Here is a 16,336-nt window from a genome sequence, read left to right as displayed (position 1 = left end):
CGGGGGTGCGCGACGAGACGCAGATCCACACCCATATGTGCTACAGCGAGTTCAACGATGTGCTCGAAGCCATAGCCGCCATGGATGCCGATGTCATCACCATCGAAACCTCGCGCTCAGATATGCAGCTGCTGGACGCCTTCGAGGCCTTTGCCTATCCCAACGATATCGGCCCCGGGGTCTACGACATCCACTCGCCGCGGGTGCCGGACACCGCTGCTATGGTCAAGCTGCTGCGCCAGGCCGCTAAGCGCATTCCCGCCGAGCGCCTGTGGGTCAACCCGGACTGCGGCCTGAAAACCCGCGCCTGGCCGGAGACCGAAGCGGCGCTGGTCAATATGGTGGCGGCGGCGCGGCAGCTGCGGGCGGAGGTTGAGGCGTAGCGGTTTTCGGATAATCCCGGCTACTGGCGTTCCATCAGGAACACGCCCTGGTTGTTCACGCTCGGCTGGTCGCTCTGGTACAGGTTGTAGCCGGCGGCGAAGCGGTCGCCGGGCGCCACGAAGATGCCGTTGATATTGCCCGAGACGCAGTTGGCACAGTTGACGCTGCCGCTGATGGTGCCGTTATTGACCCGCATAAAGGCGTGGGCATCGGCGTAAACGCCATTGAACTGGGCGCTCCAATTCTGGTTCGCCGTCGACAAGGACAGCGAGCCGTTGGAGACGGCCCCCGTCGTGAAGTCGACCGTGAAGGCGCCGCCCATGGCTTGCACGGCGCCATCGCTGCCGCTACCGAGGAACTGCGGCGTGGCGCCCATCTGGAAGCGCTGAGTGCCGGTCAAGGCCGTCGTATTGGCCGCCTCGGCTGCCAACCAGTAACCGGACTGCTCCCTGAACTCGGTGATGGTCTCGGGCGTATCGATATCGCCATAGATATGGATCGGGTTGCTGGCCGAGGCTGCCCAGCGGCCCCAGCTGATATTGCTGCGGCCATCCACCGCCGGATTGTAATCCTGCAGCAGCGAAGCGCCCTGGCGCCCGACTCCTAGCGCGGCGGTCGGGGAGTTGGAGGTGCTGGAGCCAGAGGCCGTAGGCGGATTCGGGGCGAGGAATGCGGAGGGTTTGCCGTCCTGCCCGAAGACGACCAAGGCACGCCTGGCATCGCCAGGGCTATGGCCGAAGGCGAAGGAGTCGGCAACCAGTCCGCCCAGGGCGTTCGCCACATCCAGGGGCTGGGCGCTACTGGCCGAGTAATCGAAGTTGCTCAGCTTGAATTGCAGATCAGGATTGGCGTTCGCCGTGAAGAACTCCAGGTGGCCCGGATTCAGGGTCGACTCGCGTACCCCGACCGGGGCGCCGGCCGCGCTCAGGTCCTCCTGGATATCGCCGATCACGGCATTCAAGTTGGGGTGGTTCTTATCGAGTTGCACCAGCACCATGCCGCCTGGCGGCGCGTTGGAGCCGTCTTCGATCGCATAGTGCAGCTCGAAGCTGACCGGGCCGTTGGCGGCGAAGTCGTAGAGCGACGGCGCGTCGGGCGAGATAAGCGTCGCCAGTATGACCTCGTGGTCGTCCGCAACTATCACCGCCTGCTGCTTCGCGGGCTCCTTCAACTGGTCGAATTCGGCGATATAGAGGCGCGGTTCCGTCAGCGCCTTGGTCGTCCAGGGATCGACTGGTACAGGAGGGGGCGTCAGTTCCTCCTGTAACTGCTGATTGGTATCGGTGAGATTCAGCGAGTCGTCCAGCGGGGCATCGAGCGTGACCAGTATCTCCTCTTGGCTCGGGGACAGCGCCGGCTCTTCCTGGTCGGCGGCCTCAGTTGTGGTGGCCTGCGCAGCGAAAATGGCCGTCTCCTCCGAGTCTTCCGCCGGCTCTGCGCCTGCTTCCTTTGCGCCGTCTGCCGCGGCGCCATCGTCCGGGCTGGCGTTGTCGCTCTCCGCCACCTCTTCAGCGCTCTCGGGCTGGGCCTGGGTCGCGGCCGGTCCCTGTTGGAAGGCCGGCGGTGGTTCGAGCAGACCGGCCGGCGCTTGTCCGGTTTCGACCCGTGAATAGCTGAAGTCCAGATCCGGCCCCAGGTTCAGGCTGCCGTTTGCGTTGCTGAGGTGAATACCGCCATCCCAGACAGCCACCACTATGGCGTTCGGCGATTCCTGCACGACTTCGTAGTGGGTACCGCGAATGCCGATGCTGGCGGCCCCGGTGGTGACTCGGTAGGAGTCCTGCGAGCCCTTGCCGATGCTGCCGGTGATGGTGCGGAAACCGCCCTCGACCAGATGCATCAGCACCTGGCCGCCGCCGTCGGTCGGCGGTGTGTAGGTTTCGATGCGGAACTGGCTGTTCTCGCGCAAGGTGAGCAAAGCCTTGTCGACGAAGCGCACCTGCAGCATGGCGTTACCCGCGGTGCTCAGGGTGTCGCCGACGAATACCCGATCGCGCCGAGCCAGGGTGCGCAGCGCGCCGTCTGCGCCGAGCGCCTGGGCGCCATGAGCGAGAATCACCTGGGCGGCCTCCTCGGCGGCCTGGGCGGGCAATAGCCCCAGCATCAGCACCAGCCAGAGAGCGGCGGATGGCCAGAATAACCTCTGCATATTCCCTCCCTGAACGCTCTAGAACACTCGCTGCAATCGCGCTTCCAGCTGCCAGCGGTGGTACTCGTACAAACTCAGATTGCTCTGGTTATCGGTGTAGCTGGTCTCCAGACTGAGGTTCAGACTTTCGGCCAAGCGGCGGCTCACCCCGACGGAGAGCCGATAGGCGTCGTCTTCCCGGCGCTCGCCAAATACCGGGTGGTGCGCCTTGTAACGGCCGTTGAAGGCGGACACGCCGGCATAGGGCTGCCACAGTTCGGACGCTTGCCACAGGAGCTGGTAGCCGCCGAAGCGGAAGTCCTTGGCCAGGTGCCGGCCGCTCGACAAACGCGGATTCTCGCTGCCGCCGCCCAGGGAGAACTGATGAAGGAGGTTGCCGCTAAGGATCTGCAATTGCCCACTGACAATGGGCTGCCAGACATCCAGCTCGTCGAGCTGGAAGGAGTGTTTGTCGAACAGGCCCGAGTACAGGGTAGTGGCGACCTGGGTACCCCAAAGATGTCGCCACTGGCCGAAGATGCCGCTGGCGCGCTGGTAAGCCTGCCCGTCCAGCCAGGTGTGCTGGTACTGTAGGCCGGCCTGGAACTGCTCGGCGCCACGCTGGTGCACCCAGGCACTGCTCAGTCCCAGGCTGTCCAGGTCGAAATCGCTGTTCAGGCTGTTGTGTTTGTGGTCGCTCTGCAGTTGCACGAAGGCGCGATTGCGTTGGGAAAACGGCCAGTGATATTTGACCAGGCTGTGCGCCGCGAGATAGGGGCTGTCCATTGCCATGGCGCTGTCCGGTAGTTCGAACAGGCCGACGACCGGATCGCCGGTGGCGTTGTTGATATTGCTGTCGTAGCCGGCGCCGAGCTCGACGAAGCCTTCCCAGCGTTTGTTCACCTCGTCTCGTGCGCTGCTGACGCGCTCGATAAACCGCTCGATATTGCTAACGACCGCCGCCGGTGGGTTGTGCTCCAGCACCAGACGAAATTGCTGCTCCGCCTCCGCGTAGCGCTTGATCTGGTAGAGCGCGCGGGCGTATTCCAGGCGGAAGCGGTCGTTCTCCGGAGATAGCGCCACCAGGCGCTCGAACACGAAGCTGGCTTCTTGCGCCCGGCCGTTCTCGAGCGCGGCCAGGCCGTAATAGAAATCGAAGTCGGGATCGCCTTCCTCGCGGCTCAGGTGTTGCGTCGCCAATGCGTACGCCGCCTCATGTTGTTGGCGCCGCAGCAGCTCGGTTAGCTGGCGCGCGGTTGAACTACGCTGGAGTGGCGGGGATGAGTCGTCGGCCATGGCGCAAGCGCTCCACAGGCCAAGCAGGGTGAGGGTAAGCGCAACCCAAAGGCGAGCATTGGCTGGCAGAGCTAAAGCGCTGATCACTGGCTATCCGATGCTCCCTGCAGGGCCAAGATGCGAAGGTTGTGTTGCCAGTCTAGGAGTCAGTTTTGCAATTACCACTATTGGCATTGCTGTCAGGGACTAGAGATTGAGACTGTCCGCCGCAAAACTGCCGTCGGCACTCCTGAGTCGCCTGCGCAGGCAATGGCTGCACGGGGTCGGTTTATTGCTGCTGGGCCTGGTGATCGCCTTGCAGCTATCCGCCCAGGTGGCCGATCGCAGCCTGCTCAACCGCCTGGATTTCATCTGGTACGACTGGCGCATGTGGCTGAGCGCCCGTTACGAGTCGTTGCCCCAGGCGACGCCTATCGTCATCGCCGATATCGACGAGCAATCCCTCAAGCGCGAAGGCCGCTGGCCCTGGAGCCGCGACAAGCTGGCGCTGCTCACCGAGCAACTGACGCAAGCGGGGGCCACGGTGATCGCCTTCGACGTGGTGTTCGCCGAGCCGCAAGAGTCGGCCTTTATCGCCTGGCTTGGCCAGCAGTCTGGCAGCGGGTTGTCGAAGCCGCAGATCGAGGCGCTAGGTGAGCAGTGGAACCCGGATCGACGCTTCGCCGAGGCGTTGCAAGGCACGGACACGGTGCTGGGGTTCTTCTTTCAGGACCGCGGCGAGCACCGCTCGGGGCAGCTGCCGCCCGCGGTCGCCAGCCTGGCGACGGCCGCCGCTCCCACGGGCGGGCGGGGCACTCCGGTGATGCTCAGCCAAGCCGGTTTCACCGCCAATATCCCGCTGCTCGCCCACAGCGCCGGCAGCGGCGGCTTCGTCACCACCTTTGCCGATGCCGATGGGGTGATCCGCCGCACGCCGCTGCTGATGGCCCACGAAGGCCGGGTCTACCCCTCGCTGGCCCTGGCCGCGGCCATGAGCTTTATGCTGGTGGAGCAACTGGATGTGCGCTTCGCCGCCATCGGCGAGGTGCTGGCGGTGTCTGCCGTGCAGCTCAGCGACAGGCCGATCTACACCGACGGCTTGGGCCGGGTGCTGGTGCCTTACCATGGCAAGTCCGCCCCCGTGCGTTATTTGCCGGCCTGGCAGATCCTGCGTGAAACGCCCGAACGGCTCGGCCTGGAAGGCGCCATAGTGCTGGTGGGCGGTTCCGCCATCGGCCTGTTCGATCTGGTCAACACGCCACTGGCCACAGCGTTTCCTGGCGTGGAAGTGCACGCCAATGTGATCCATGGCCTGCTCAGCAGCCGTTTTCCCTACCGCCCGGCCTGGGAACCGGGGGTCACCTTCAGCCAGTTGTTGCTGACCGGGTTGCTATTGATCCTGCTGATGCCGCGCCGCTCGCCCTGGCTGCAGGCGGGCCTGAGCCTGGGCGCCCTGGCCGGCTGGACCGGGCTGAACCTGCTGCTGTGGCTGCGCAGTGGCCTGGACCTGCCGCTGGCCAGCACCTACCTGCTGGTGCTGGCCCTGGCCGGCTGGTTTATGTTCGCAGGCTTCGTCCGCGAAAGCCGCGCGCGCCAGGCGGTCACCAGCATGTTCGGGCAATACGTGCCGGCCGCCCATATCCAGCAGATGCTGAACTCGCCGGAAAGCTATTCGATGGACGGCCAGAGCCGGGAAATGACCGTGCTGTTTTCCGACATCCGCAACTTCACCGGTATCTCGGAAAGCCTCAGCGCCGCCGAATTGAAGGCGCTGCTGAACTACTACTTCACCCCCATCACCGAAGTCATCTTTCGTCACGGCGGCACCATCGATAAATACGTCGGCGACATGGTCATGGCCTTCTGGGGCGCGCCATTGGCCGACCCGCAGCACCGCCGCAACGCGGTCTTGGCGGCGCTGGAGATGGTCGCGGTCACCGAACGCCTGGGTGGCGAGCTGCGTGCGCGCAATATGCCGCAGATCAGTATCGGCATAGGTCTGAATAGCGGCTTGATGAACGTCGGCGACATGGGCTCCGAATACCGCAAGGCCTACACCGTGCTGGGCGATGCGGTGAACCTCGGCTCGCGCCTGGAAGGCCTGACCAAGTTCTACGGTGTGCATATCCTGGTCGGCGCCAACACCGCCAACGCATGCGCGGACATCGCTTTTCGCTTCGTCGATCGCCTGCTGGTGAAGGGCAAGAACGAACCGATCGACGCCTTCGAGCCGCTGGGCCTGGCCGCGGAACTGACGGCGCCGCGGCGCAGCGAACTGGACGACTATGCCGCTGCCCTGGAGCATTACCGCGCACGCCGCTGGGATCAGGCCGAACAGGGCTTGCGCCAACTGCAAGCCGAGCATGCCCACAGCAAGCTGTACCGTATCTATCTAGAGCGCATTCAAGCGCTGCGCGACCAGGAATTGCCCGCCGATTGGGACGGCACCTTCCGCCATACCAGCAAATAAGCGCTTTGGCGACAGGCTAGCCATAGCGGCTGAAGTCACAAAAGCAGCGACCGTTCGTCCTCCTTCATCAAATTGTCACCATAGTGTGGCAGCGCGCTCGCACGGCTTTCACCACACTCGCGCCTTAATGGGGGGCTGCGTATTGCTGTCCCGTGCTTGGGTGATGCTATGCGTGCGCTACTTTTCCTGGCCGCACTTCTGTGTGGCTTGTCTGCTTTGGCTGCCGAGCGCTGCGCTGTCCGGGTGCCGACCGAACGGGTCGTGCTGGGCGAGGTGCAACTGGCCTATCAGAGCATCGGCCGCGCCAGCGATCCGGCGCTGCTGATGGTTATGGGCCTGGGTGGGCAGCTGATCCACTGGCCCGATGAGGTGGTTGCGCGCCTGTGCCTGCAAGGGTTTCGGGTTATTCGCTTCGATAATCGCGATGTCGGCCTGAGCACCTGGAGCCAGGCTGCGCCCGCCGTCAATCTGAACTATGAGGCGCTGCGTTATCGCCTGGGGCTGTCAGTTGCCGCGCCTTATGGGCTGCGCGATATGGCCGGCGACGCCCTGGGTTTGCTGGACGCTCTGGGCGTGGGACAGTTCCATGTGCTGGGTGCGAGCATGGGCGGGATGATTGCCCAGCACCTGGCCGACCTGGCTCCCGAGCGGGTGCAGAGCCTGACCCTGATAATGACCAGTTCCGGCGCCCAGGGCCTGCCTGCGCCCAGCGCGGCCCTGCTGGAACTGTTGGCCAAGCGTGAAGCGCCGAGCCGTGACATCGCCCTGCAGCAGCAGGCCGACCTGCTCGCCGCCCTGGGTAGCCCGGCAGTCAGGGATGACCGCGAGTCGCTCGTGGAGCAAGCCGAAATCGCCTACGACCGCGCCTTCAATCCGGAGGGGGTGCAGCGCCAGTTACTGGCGATACTCGCCGAGCCGAGCCGGGTGGAGTTGCTCAATCGCCTGCGCGTGCCGACCCTGGTGGTGCACGGCACCGCCGACCCGCTGCTGCCGGTGATGCACGGCGTGCATGTGGCGGCGCATATCAAGGGCAGCGCGCTGAAGCTGATCCCGGGCCTGGCTCACCGTTTTCAGGAGGCCTTCAAGGAGCCGCTATTGGCCGCGGTGTTGCCGCATCTCAAGGCGCATCAACTGAGTGGACCTCGGCTCGCCCGGCTGCCTGTCTCCGAGTGGTCTTACATTCAATAGGCCGGTCGCGCCAGAGCGGCCAACGCTCAAGCCAGCCTGTGTGGTGATCAACGCCAGCCAGCCGCTGTAGCTCAAGGCAGTCGGCTGGGCCTAGGCGCGCGGCGTATTCGTCCAGCAGACTGGGCGGCACCACCCGATCCTCGGTTCCGACCAAATGGCGTTGCGGCAATGCGCTCAGGCGTTCGGCAAAGTCCAGCGGTTCCAGCGAGCCTTGCAGTGGAGCCAAGTCGAGCAGTGCGGCCCAGCGGCGCGGGAATAGGTTGCCGGCCAGGGTTTGCACCTGGGCGATATCGTGACGCCGAGCAGCCAGCAATAAGGCCAGGGTGCCACCACCCGAGTAGCCGATCAGCTCGAAGTCGCGGTTTCCATAGCGTTGCTTGATCTGGTCCAGGGCTTGGTCCAGGCTGCCGAGCACTTCGTTGGAGAAGCGTGCGCCGGTCCAATAGCGTGTCGCGCAAGCGGGCGAGCTCAGGTACTGGCAGGGGCGCGCCAGGTAGATGCTGGGCTGTGGATCTTGCATGGCCAGCCGCGCCAGTAGCGGGTCACGTGGTGTCGGGTCCAGGCTGGGTTGGGTTGGCGTGATCCAGGCGCGGCCGTCGCCCTCCAGGTAGACCCGGAGCCGACTGGCCGGCTGCGGCGCATTCGGTAGGGCAACGCGCAAATCGAACTGGGCAGTGTGCAGGGTGGCCAGTAGGTGGTTTTGCTGGCGGGCCAGCTCTTCCAGCCGGGCACCAGGGGAGGTACAGCCTGTCAAGACAGCGGCCGAGCCGAGCAGGAAAAGAAAGGCCCGCGCAAGCGGGCCTGGGTGCGGGCAGGTCATATCAGAAATCGTAGCGGACTCGGGCTTGCACCGTGTCGGCGGAGTAATCCGCCTTGGTCAGGTAGTCGTAGCTGACCCCGAGGCTGACCGCGCCGAGGTGGTAAGTCAGCCCCAGGCTGGCCTCATAACTGTCGCGCGCCGGCTTGGCGCCGCTGGTGACGAAGGGGGTGCCACCGACCACGAAGGCGCTGGTGCTGCTGGCCTGGTCGGCGATGAAGTCGTGATAGGCCATCAGCTTGGCTTCCGGCTCCAGACTGCCCTGGCCGGCGTCGAAGTTGCCGGCCAAGCGCACGCCGGCGCCCAACTCGCCCACCTCGTAACGCTGGCTACCGACGGCCAGCGCGGCCGACGAGCCCTTCTCGCGGAAGCCGTCGATCTGCACCTTGCTGTAGCGCGCGGCCACGCGTGGCTCCAGCAGCAGGCCCTGGCCCAGGTCGAAGCCGTAGCCGCCCAGCAGGCTGAGGCCCCAGAGGTCGCTGTCGTAATCGCCCTCGGCCCGGGTGCCGGCGATATAGCGCTTGCTCTGGTTGTCGCTGCGACCGTAGGTCAGGCTGGCATCGGCGAACCAGGCACCTTGCTCGAAGCCGCTATAGAGAGTCAGGGCATGACCTTCGATATCGGTCTGGTTGCCGCTCTGGCTGTGCACGTCGCTGCTCAGGTAGCTGTAGGCCAGGCCCAGGGTGGTCTGCGCATTCAATTTGCCGTCGGCACCCACCGCAATGCCCTGGCTGTCGGCGTCATAGCCGGCAATGCCGTTGCGCTCGCCCTGGTCGGCATCGCTATTCAGCACCTGTACCCAGGCGCCGGTCTGGCTCAGACCATCGCCGGAGGACAGGCCCTGGCGCAGGCTGGCGCTGCGGTTTTGCAGGGTGTTGCCGAGCAGGTTGTGATTGCTGGCGGCGGTCTGGCCGCTGGCGCCGTTGACTTCGGGGGCGAGCTGCTGCGCCAGGCGCACCAGCTCCTCATCGTTGCTGTGGATGGTGGCGTCGAACAGCGGGTCCTGGTCGTCCAGATTACCCAGCGTATTGCCGTAGAAGGCGCTAAAGGCGGGCAGCAGATGAGACTGGGCGCCATGCTGGCGTAAGTAGTCGCCGACTTGCTCTGTGGACATGCTTTTGACTACGGCGGTGACCTGGGTGTCGGTGATCTCGTAGCGTTCTATCTGCAGCAGATCGGAGAGGCTGGTGACCTGCAGGCCGGCATTGAAAGCGGCACCCCAAACTTCAATCTGCGCGGCGGAAATCAGCACATACTCGCTTAGCGGCAGCCCGCGGAAATCTGCCGAGGCAGGTTTCAGGCGAATCTGAGTGTCATAGCCGAACTGTGCGTTTCCGCTGACGTCCAGGATCGGGCGGCGGTGGTCGGTTTGTGTGTGAAGGTTAAGGTCTAGTTTACCCGGCCCTACCAAATACAAGTCACCTTCCAGGCGGGTATGAGGCTGACCCAGTTCGAGAGAGTAAACATCAAGGGTGGGGCTCTGGATCAGCTTGCCATTGAACAGGGCTCCATTGTCGGCAGACATATCCCCTAGCCCAAGTAGATCACCGCGAACCTCGCCGCCCCATAGATGGAATTCTACATTTCCCTTGCCTTGGATGGCCGCCTGTCCACCCTCGATCACTCCTCCAGCTTCTAGCCCGACACCAACCCAGCCGTATGGCTCGACTGCATAGGCTGGCGCTTCGGCTACATCGATAGCTACTCCTTCGGCTCGAATCGTGCCGAGATTGGAGAGCCAAAAAGTCCAAGGGTAGCGCGGTGGGTCATTCGGCTCGCCATTGCCTATCACTATGGCGCGACTGCCAATCCCCATCGCGAGGATTTCTCCACTATTCTCGATGAGGCCGAGGTTATTAGGATGGTCGATAAAGACTCCGACGCTTTCTCGACCATTGACCCGAATAGAGCCGTCGTTTTGCAGAGTGGAAGAGCCGTATTCAGCTCTGCCCGGCGCAATAGACAGACCACGACTGTAATCGCCAGTGGCACTGATCAGGCCGTCGGCCTTATTTACAATCTCGTCAGCTCTGCTACCTGCTTCAAGGCTGATGGCTCTGCTGGATTCCCCACTAACCTCAATGCCGCCACTGTTTGCCAAGGGAGAATGGAGGCGTGAGCTACTCAGCGAAATGCCTTTGGCCTGTAAGCCAGTTGCCTGGATCGTGCCGCTGTTGTTTAGCCCAGTGAGTATCCTGAAGTCCTCTGAAATCACGATCCCTGCTGCTCGCGCTCCACTGGCACTAATGTTTCCGGAGTTATTTAGATTCCCGACGTTCCCATTACTGAGCCGAATAGCCGCTGAACCATCTCCTCTGGTTTTGATAGTCGCCGCATTGTTCAGATCAGCAAATATGTTTATCTCACCTACCACGGAAATTCCGCTTGTATTGCTACCGTCCGCGTTGATCTGCCCTTCGTTAGTCAGGTTGCCGAATACATAACCTGGGGGAGCGTTGAAAGCGCTAAGCCCCAGTGCTCGGGAGCCATCTCCTGAGGTGCTCAGGCTGGCCCTGTTGGTGATATCCCATAAGGAGCTGCCGAACTCGGTTTCGATATCGACCGCATACCCGCTGCCAATGGCTTGCCCGGTTAGGAGCAACGGTTCATTCCAATCGATTGAATAATCGGCAGGGGTGAGCCTGACCTGTGACCCAGTCAGATTGACTGTCTCGGCCAGCAGCGGTTGGGAAGTGGCAATCGCCAGGGCGAGTAGGGTCTTGCGGAAGTACGGACGGGCCACGGTCTATTCCTTTAGTCGGCCTTTGAGGGGGGTATAAGGCGCTTTCAGACGACCGCGAAGATGGTCGCCAGGCTTCCTTGCCGAACGCATCTTAATGGCTAATGGGCATCATGCAACTGTTAAGTTGTCAGGCAAGGTAGCGGCGCGGGGTAACAGTCGCGGGCTTGTTTATAGGGCGAGCAGGCTGAGGGGAGCCCCTTAGCCTGCTCGGTCGCGTCCATCGCTGGGGTCAAACCAGGTTCTTAGCGCAACCTCGGGTACTTAACGGGTGCCGAGGAAATCGCGCTTGCCGATGGCCACGCCGTTATGGCGCAGGATGGCGTAGGCGGTGGTGAGGTGGAAATAGAAGTTCGGCAGTACGTGATCGAGCAGGAAGGCCTGGCCCTGGAAATGGGTTTCCTTGTCGCGGCGCTTGAGGCTCAGGGTACGCTCCTCGCTGCCGTCGATCTGCGCGGCGCTGATGCCTTGCAGGAAGGTCAGGGTCTTGGCGATGCGCGCCTGTAGTTCGGCGAAACTGCTTTCGTCGTCGGCGTGGCTGGGCGCTTCGATCTCGGCCAGCAGTGCGGCGCCACCCTTGGCGCTATCGCAGGCGATCTGCACCTGGCGGCTCAGGGCGAACATATCGGGCGCCAGGCGGGCATTGAGAAACACGCTTTGCTCGATCTTCTTCTCTTCGGCGTGGGCGGCGGCGATGCCGAGGATGTTCGAGAGGTTGTTGAGCTGGCGGATAAACACCGGGATGGATGCTTGGTACATGGACAGGGACATGGAATTCTCCAGTAAAGCTGCGGCGGGTGTGTAGATAGGGTGAAGCGGGGCGGGTCCAGCCCGCCACACTCGAAATCGCGCTGAGCGGGCCTGTTGCGGCTCGACTCAGAGTAGACGCCTTAGCCGATACGGATAGGCGGCAGCTGGGTCAGTTCCACGGTCTGCTGCTTGCGCGGGGCGAGGATTTCCGCTTCGCCGTCGACCACCAGTTCGTCGTTCTGGTTGAACACCCGGGTGGCCACACGTACGCGGAATTTCGGCAGCTTTTCCAGGATTTCCAGGCGCACGGTGAGGGTGTCGCCGAGTTTCACCGGCAGGGTGAAACGCATGCTCTGGCCGAGGTAGATGGTGCCCGGGCCGGGCAATTCGCAGGCCACCGCCGCACTGATCAACGCGCCGCTGAACATGCCGTGGGCGATGCGCTCCTTGAACATGGTGGTGGCGGCGTAGTCGGCATCCAGGTGCACCGGGTTATGGTCGCCGGAAACTTCGGCAAACAGCTGGATATCGCGCTCGTTAACGGTCTTGCTGTAGCTGGCGGTCTGGCCGACTTCGAGGGCGTCGTAGGGGGTATTGCTGCTTTGGCTCATAAAGGGCTCTCTGGGTTCTTTGGCTGGAGCTGGCGCGCGTGGCCGAGGGCCTGCTGCAACCAGTCGATGATGTAGGCGGTCACCTCGTCACGGTTGCTTTCATTGAGCAATTCATGCCGGGCATCTGGATAAAGCTTGAGTTGTACCTGCTGGTTGCCGGCGGCGCGCAGAGCGTTGGCCAGGTCTAGCTGACGCTTGCCGTCGCTGACCGGGTCACGGCTGCCGCCTATCACCAGCAGCGGCAGGCTGCTGTCGATCTGCGCCAGGTTGTCGAGCGGGGTGATCTGCAGAAAACCCTCGAACAGGTCGACCCACAGCTGATTGACGCAGCGGAACCCGCAGAGCGGGTCGCCCACGTACTTGTCGACTTCCGCCGGATCGCGGCTGAGCCAGTCGAAGGCGGTGCGGTTGGGCTTGAAGGCCTTGTTGAACGAGCCGAAGGAGGCAAAATCGAGCAGGGCGCTGCGCCCGTTCGGCCCTTGGCGCCAACGCTCGAAACGGGCGAGTAGTAGGCCTGCTCGGTAGAGCGCCATGGGCTGATAGTTGGAACCGGAGAGAATCGCGCCCTGCAGGCTGCAGCTGTGCTGCATCAGATAGGCCTGGCCGATATAGCTGCCCATGCTGTGGCCGAGCAGGAAGATCGGTGCATGCGGGTGTTGCTGGCGAATATGGTGATTGAGCCTGGCCAGGTCGTTTACCACCAGGCTCCAGCCGTCGTGCTTGGCATACAGGCCGAGCAGGCCACGCTCGGCGGTTTTGCCATGGCCGCGCTGGTCATGGGCGTATAGCTCGAAACCTGCAGCCACCAGCGCCTCGGCGAAGCGCGCGTAGCGGCCGCTGTGTTCGGCCATGCCGTGGGACACCATCAGCACCGCCTTGGGCGGATGCTCGGCATACCAGCGATTGACATAAATAGGCGCTGCATCGGTGCAATCAAGCCAAAACGCTTCGTGGAGCATGGCGGAATCCCTTAAGCCTGCAAGAGTTGCGCATTGTGCACGCCGCGCCGCTTCGCGCAAAGTCTGCGCGCGGTTAGGGTCTGTTGCCGTTTCGATGCGGCCGCGCCGGAGCCTGTTTTTGCGCGGTGCAAGGCACGAGGAGCGTAGTTTGGTTGTTCCAAATGAGCGACGAGAAACGCCGCACCGCGCAAAAACAGGCCCGTCCCTTCGGGTTGCGTGGCAAATGACGCCAGGCGGCGTTGCAGGGCTTGGCAAGGGAGCGACCATTACCGGCGCCCTGCGCCTTGCCTGGCGCCATTTGGCGCAGCAACGCGGCTCGCCGCGAAACGGCAACAGACCCTAGTAGTTGTGCCGGCGCAGGATGCGCGTGTACTCGCCGCTGGCATGCAGCTGGCGCAGGCCCTGCTCGTAAATCCTCGCCCAGTCGGGTTGCCCGGTCTTCCGGGGGACAAAGCCGACCAGCAGCGGTATCCGTTCCAGCACTGCGCCTTGCCAGGCCAGCTGGCCACGCAGCTGCGGGTCGTTGGCTATCAGGTGCTCGCCGACCCGGTGTTCGAGCAAGACCAGATTGAAGCGCCCGGCCTGCAGTTTGCGCAGATTGCTGATGTCGTCCACCGCTTCTTCGAGGACCAGCCCGGCGTCGAGAATATGCTGCGGGTAGCCATAGCCGCGCACTATGCCGAGCTTCTCGCCAGCCAGTTGGCTCAGGGTGCTGAAGCGCAGCAGATCGCCGCGGCGCACAAACAGTCCCAGCTCGCTGTAGAACAGTGGGCGTGAGGCGATCAGGCGTTCTTCCCTGACTTCCTTGGGCCACAGCGCCAGCGCGCCCTGGTAGTTGCCAGTGTGCAGATCGGCCCTGACCCGCGCCCAGGGCAGGAAGTCGATCTGCACCTCATGGCCTTGCACGGCAAAGGCGCGACGGGTCAGCTCGACAATGCTGCCGCCGTTGCGCAGGTGGGCGGAGCTGTACGGTGGGTATTCCAGGGTGGCCATGCGCAGTGCCGGCTCAGCCTGGCTCGGGCTGTTGAACAGAAGCAGGAAGACTGCAGTGAACAGAATAATGGGCATGGCGACGGGTGTTTTGCCTGTGCTGAGTGGCGCTGGGCGGCTCACCAGGATAGTGCCAGGGTGAGCGGCAAGATTCAGCCCGTCAATGACGCCGCTGAACTATTTGCGCGCCCAGCGTTAGCTGTTACTTTCCAGGCTTCTCCGCAGCGCGGACAGGATCATTTCAGGGCAAGAGGACAAAAATAATGCAGCCTGATTTCTGGAGCGACAAACGCCCGGCCGGCGTCCCCAACGATATCGACCTGGGGGCCTACAAGTCGGTCATCGAAGTATTCGAGCGTTCGTGCAAGAAATTCGCCGACCGTCCAGCCTTCAGCAATATGGGCGTGACCCTGACCTATGCCGAGCTGGACCGGCTTTCCGCTGCCTTTGCCGGCTACCTGCAGAAGCACACCGACCTGCAGCCCGGCGAACGTATCGCGGTGCAGATGCCCAACGTCCTGCAATACCCGATCGCCGTATTCGGCGCCATGCGCGCCGGCCTGATAGTGGTCAACACCAACCCGCTGTACACCGCCCGCGAGATGCGCCATCAGTTCAAGGATGCCGGGGTGCGCGCCCTGGTCTACCTGAATATGTTCGGCAAGCTGGTGCAGGACGTGCTGCCCGATAGCGATATCGACTACCTGATCGAAGCCAAGATGGGTGACCTGTTGCCGAGCCTGAAAGGCTGGCTGGTCAACACCGTGGTGAAGAAGGTCAAGAAGATGGTGCCGGATTACCACCTGCCCCAGGCGGTCTCGTTCAAGAGCGTGCTCAAGCGCGGGCAGGGCCATGGCCTCAAGCCGGTCAAGGTCGCTCAGGACGATGTCGCCGTGTTGCAGTACACCGGCGGCACCACCGGAGTGGCCAAGGGGGCGATGCTGACCCACGGCAATCTGGTGGCCAATATGTTGCAGATCGACGCCTGCCTGTCGCAGCTCGGCGACGACGGCACCCCGCTGATGAAGCAGGGCCAGGAAATCATGATCGCGCCGCTGCCGCTCTACCATATCTATGCCTTCACCGCGAACTGCATGTGCATGATGGTCAATGGTAATCACAACATCTTGATCACCAACCCGCGCGATATCCCCGCTTTCGTCAAGGAGCTGGGCAAGTGGCAGTTCTCCGCGCTGCTGGGCCTCAACACCTTGTTCGTCGCGCTGATGGATAACCCGGACTTCAAGAATCTGGATTTCTCCAAGCTCAAGGTCACCAACTCCGGCGGCACCGCCCTGGTCAGGGCCACCGCCGAGCGCTGGCAGGCCATGACCGGGTGCGCCGTGGTGGAAGGCTATGGCCTGACCGAAACCTCGCCGGTGGCGAGCACCAACCCCTATGGCAATAAAGCACGTCTGGGCACGGTCGGCATGCCGGCGCCGGGTACCTTATTCAAGGTGATCGACGACGAGGGCATCGAGCAGCCCCTGGGCGAGCGCGGCGAGCTGTGCATCAAGGGTCCGCAGGTGATGAAGGGCTACTGGCAGCGCCCCGAGGCGACCGCCGAGGTGCTGGATGCCGAGGGTTGGTTCAAGACCGGCGACGTGGCGGTGATCGACCCGGACGGCTTCGTGCGCATAGTCGATCGCAAGAAGGACATGATCATAGTCTCGGGCTTCAACGTGTACCCCAACGAGATCGAAGACGTGGTCATGGCCCATCCGCAAGTGGCCAGCTGCGCGGCCATCGGCGTGCCGGACGAGAAATCCGGCGAGGCGGTCAAGCTGTTTGTGGTCGCCCGCGACAGTGCTCTGAACGCCGAAGCGCTAAAGGCCTACTGCCGGGAAAACTTCACCGGTTACAAGGTGCCCAAGCACATAGTCTTCCGCGATTCCTTGCCGATGACCCCGGTCGGCAAGATCCTTCGTCGCGAGCTGCGCGATATCGCCTAGAACCTGTTTACGATCTGCTGCGCGTCGGCCATCCGGCGTTAAAAACAGCCTCGGAATGCTCATTTACAGCTC

The 16,336-nt window shown here is 63.1% G+C and carries 11 protein-coding genes and 1 pseudogene; 4 read left to right on the top strand and 8 right to left on the bottom strand.

Translation table 11 applies throughout. The annotated features are described in order from the left end of the window. Window positions 1-383, top strand: a pseudogene (locus tag Q8Q83_RS17035) (5-methyltetrahydropteroyltriglutamate--homocysteine S-methyltransferase); the annotation flags it as partial. Window positions 384-403: 20 nt separating this feature from the next. On the opposite strand, the gene Q8Q83_RS17030 reads toward Q8Q83_RS17035, so the two are convergent. Then, complete coding sequence (locus Q8Q83_RS17030; RefSeq protein WP_305625315.1) at window positions 404-2,533, bottom strand: FecR family protein; 2,130 nt, start codon at window positions 2,531-2,533, stop codon at window positions 404-406. A gap of 18 nt (window positions 2,534-2,551) precedes the next feature. After that, complete coding sequence (locus Q8Q83_RS17025; protein WP_305625314.1) at window positions 2,552-3,712, bottom strand: porin family protein; 1,161 nt, start codon at window positions 3,710-3,712, stop codon at window positions 2,552-2,554. Between the two features lie 289 nt (window positions 3,713-4,001). Between Q8Q83_RS17025 and Q8Q83_RS17020 the strand changes: the two genes are divergently transcribed. Together Q8Q83_RS17020 and Q8Q83_RS17015 are read left to right on the top strand one after the other, a co-directional pair. After that, a complete protein-coding gene (locus Q8Q83_RS17020) occupies window positions 4,002-6,257 on the top strand; it encodes a CHASE2 domain-containing protein (protein WP_305625313.1) in 2,256 nt (751 codons plus the stop codon). A 168-nt stretch (window positions 6,258-6,425) separates the two neighbouring features. After that, on the top strand, window positions 6,426-7,445 hold the full coding sequence (locus tag Q8Q83_RS17015) for an alpha/beta fold hydrolase (RefSeq protein ID WP_305625312.1): 1,020 nt from the start codon (window positions 6,426-6,428) through the stop codon (window positions 7,443-7,445). Here Q8Q83_RS17015 and Q8Q83_RS17010 read toward each other — a convergent pair. The 6 genes from Q8Q83_RS17010 to Q8Q83_RS16985 all read right to left on the bottom strand — a co-directional run bounded on the left by Q8Q83_RS17010 (window position 7,375) and on the right by Q8Q83_RS16985 (window position 14,390). Continuing rightward, window positions 7,375-8,265 carry an alpha/beta fold hydrolase gene (locus Q8Q83_RS17010; RefSeq protein WP_371132427.1) on the bottom strand — a complete coding sequence of 297 codons (891 nt, stop codon included), beginning with the start codon at window positions 8,263-8,265 and terminating at the stop codon, window positions 7,375-7,377. The two genes, Q8Q83_RS17015 and Q8Q83_RS17010, sit on opposite strands and share 71 nt — an antisense overlap. A gap of 1 nt (window position 8,266) precedes the next feature. Continuing rightward, entirely contained in the window at window positions 8,267-9,514 is a 1,248-nt protein-coding gene (locus Q8Q83_RS17005) for an autotransporter outer membrane beta-barrel domain-containing protein (RefSeq protein ID WP_305625310.1), read from the bottom strand. 1,752 nt (window positions 9,515-11,266) lie between these two features. Further along, window positions 11,267-11,773 (bottom strand): DUF1993 family protein, encoded by a 507-nt coding sequence (locus tag Q8Q83_RS17000; RefSeq protein ID WP_305625309.1) that lies wholly within the window; start codon window positions 11,771-11,773, stop codon window positions 11,267-11,269. Window positions 11,774-11,892: 119 nt separating this feature from the next. Next, complete coding sequence (locus Q8Q83_RS16995; RefSeq protein ID WP_305625308.1) at window positions 11,893-12,363, bottom strand: MaoC family dehydratase; 471 nt, start codon at window positions 12,361-12,363, stop codon at window positions 11,893-11,895. After that, window positions 12,360-13,322, bottom strand: a complete 963-nt coding sequence (locus tag Q8Q83_RS16990; protein ID WP_305625307.1) for an alpha/beta hydrolase — start codon at window positions 13,320-13,322, stop codon at window positions 12,360-12,362. Before Q8Q83_RS16990 ends, Q8Q83_RS16995 begins: the two co-directional genes overlap by 4 nt. Window positions 13,323-13,661: 339 nt before the next feature. Then, the gene (locus Q8Q83_RS16985; RefSeq protein WP_305625306.1) at window positions 13,662-14,390 is read right to left on the bottom strand and encodes an ABC transporter substrate-binding protein; all 729 of its coding nucleotides are present in this window, start codon (window positions 14,388-14,390) and stop codon (window positions 13,662-13,664) included. Between the two features lie 185 nt (window positions 14,391-14,575). Here Q8Q83_RS16985 and fadD2 point away from each other — a divergent pair, with 185 nt between their 5' ends. Further along, a complete protein-coding gene (fadD2, locus tag Q8Q83_RS16980) occupies window positions 14,576-16,264 on the top strand; it encodes a long-chain-fatty-acid--CoA ligase FadD2 (RefSeq protein ID WP_305625305.1) in 1,689 nt (562 codons plus the stop codon). Window positions 16,265-16,336: the final 72 nt, after the last annotated feature.

The organism is Pseudomonas sp., assembly GCF_030696055.1.
GTDB lineage: Bacteria > Pseudomonadota > Gammaproteobacteria > Pseudomonadales > Pseudomonadaceae > Aquipseudomonas.
Note: the sequence above shows the minus strand (reverse complement) of the source record. Positions and strands in the feature narration are given on the sequence as shown.

Bases quoted from the DNA above. Each gene is read 5' to 3' on its own strand.
- Q8Q83_RS17030 (WP_305625315.1), bottom strand. From the start codon at position 2,533: ATGCAGAGGTTATTCTGGCCATCCGCCGCTCTCTGGCTGGTGCTGATG.
- Q8Q83_RS17015 (WP_305625312.1), top strand. From the start codon at position 6,426: ATGCGTGCGCTACTTTTCCTGGCCGCACTTCTGTGTGGCTTGTCTGCT.
- Q8Q83_RS17010 (WP_371132427.1), bottom strand. From the start codon at position 8,265: ATGACCTGCCCGCACCCAGGCCCGCTTGCGCGGGCCTTTCTTTTCCTG.
- Q8Q83_RS17000 (WP_305625309.1), bottom strand. From the start codon at position 11,773: ATGTCCCTGTCCATGTACCAAGCATCCATCCCGGTGTTTATCCGCCAG.
- Q8Q83_RS16995 (WP_305625308.1), bottom strand. From the start codon at position 12,363: ATGAGCCAAAGCAGCAATACCCCCTACGACGCCCTCGAAGTCGGCCAG.
- Q8Q83_RS16990 (WP_305625307.1), bottom strand. From the start codon at position 13,322: ATGCTCCACGAAGCGTTTTGGCTTGATTGCACCGATGCAGCGCCTATT.
- Q8Q83_RS16985 (WP_305625306.1), bottom strand. From the start codon at position 14,390: ATGCCCATTATTCTGTTCACTGCAGTCTTCCTGCTTCTGTTCAACAGC.
- fadD2 (WP_305625305.1), top strand. From the start codon at position 14,576: ATGCAGCCTGATTTCTGGAGCGACAAACGCCCGGCCGGCGTCCCCAAC.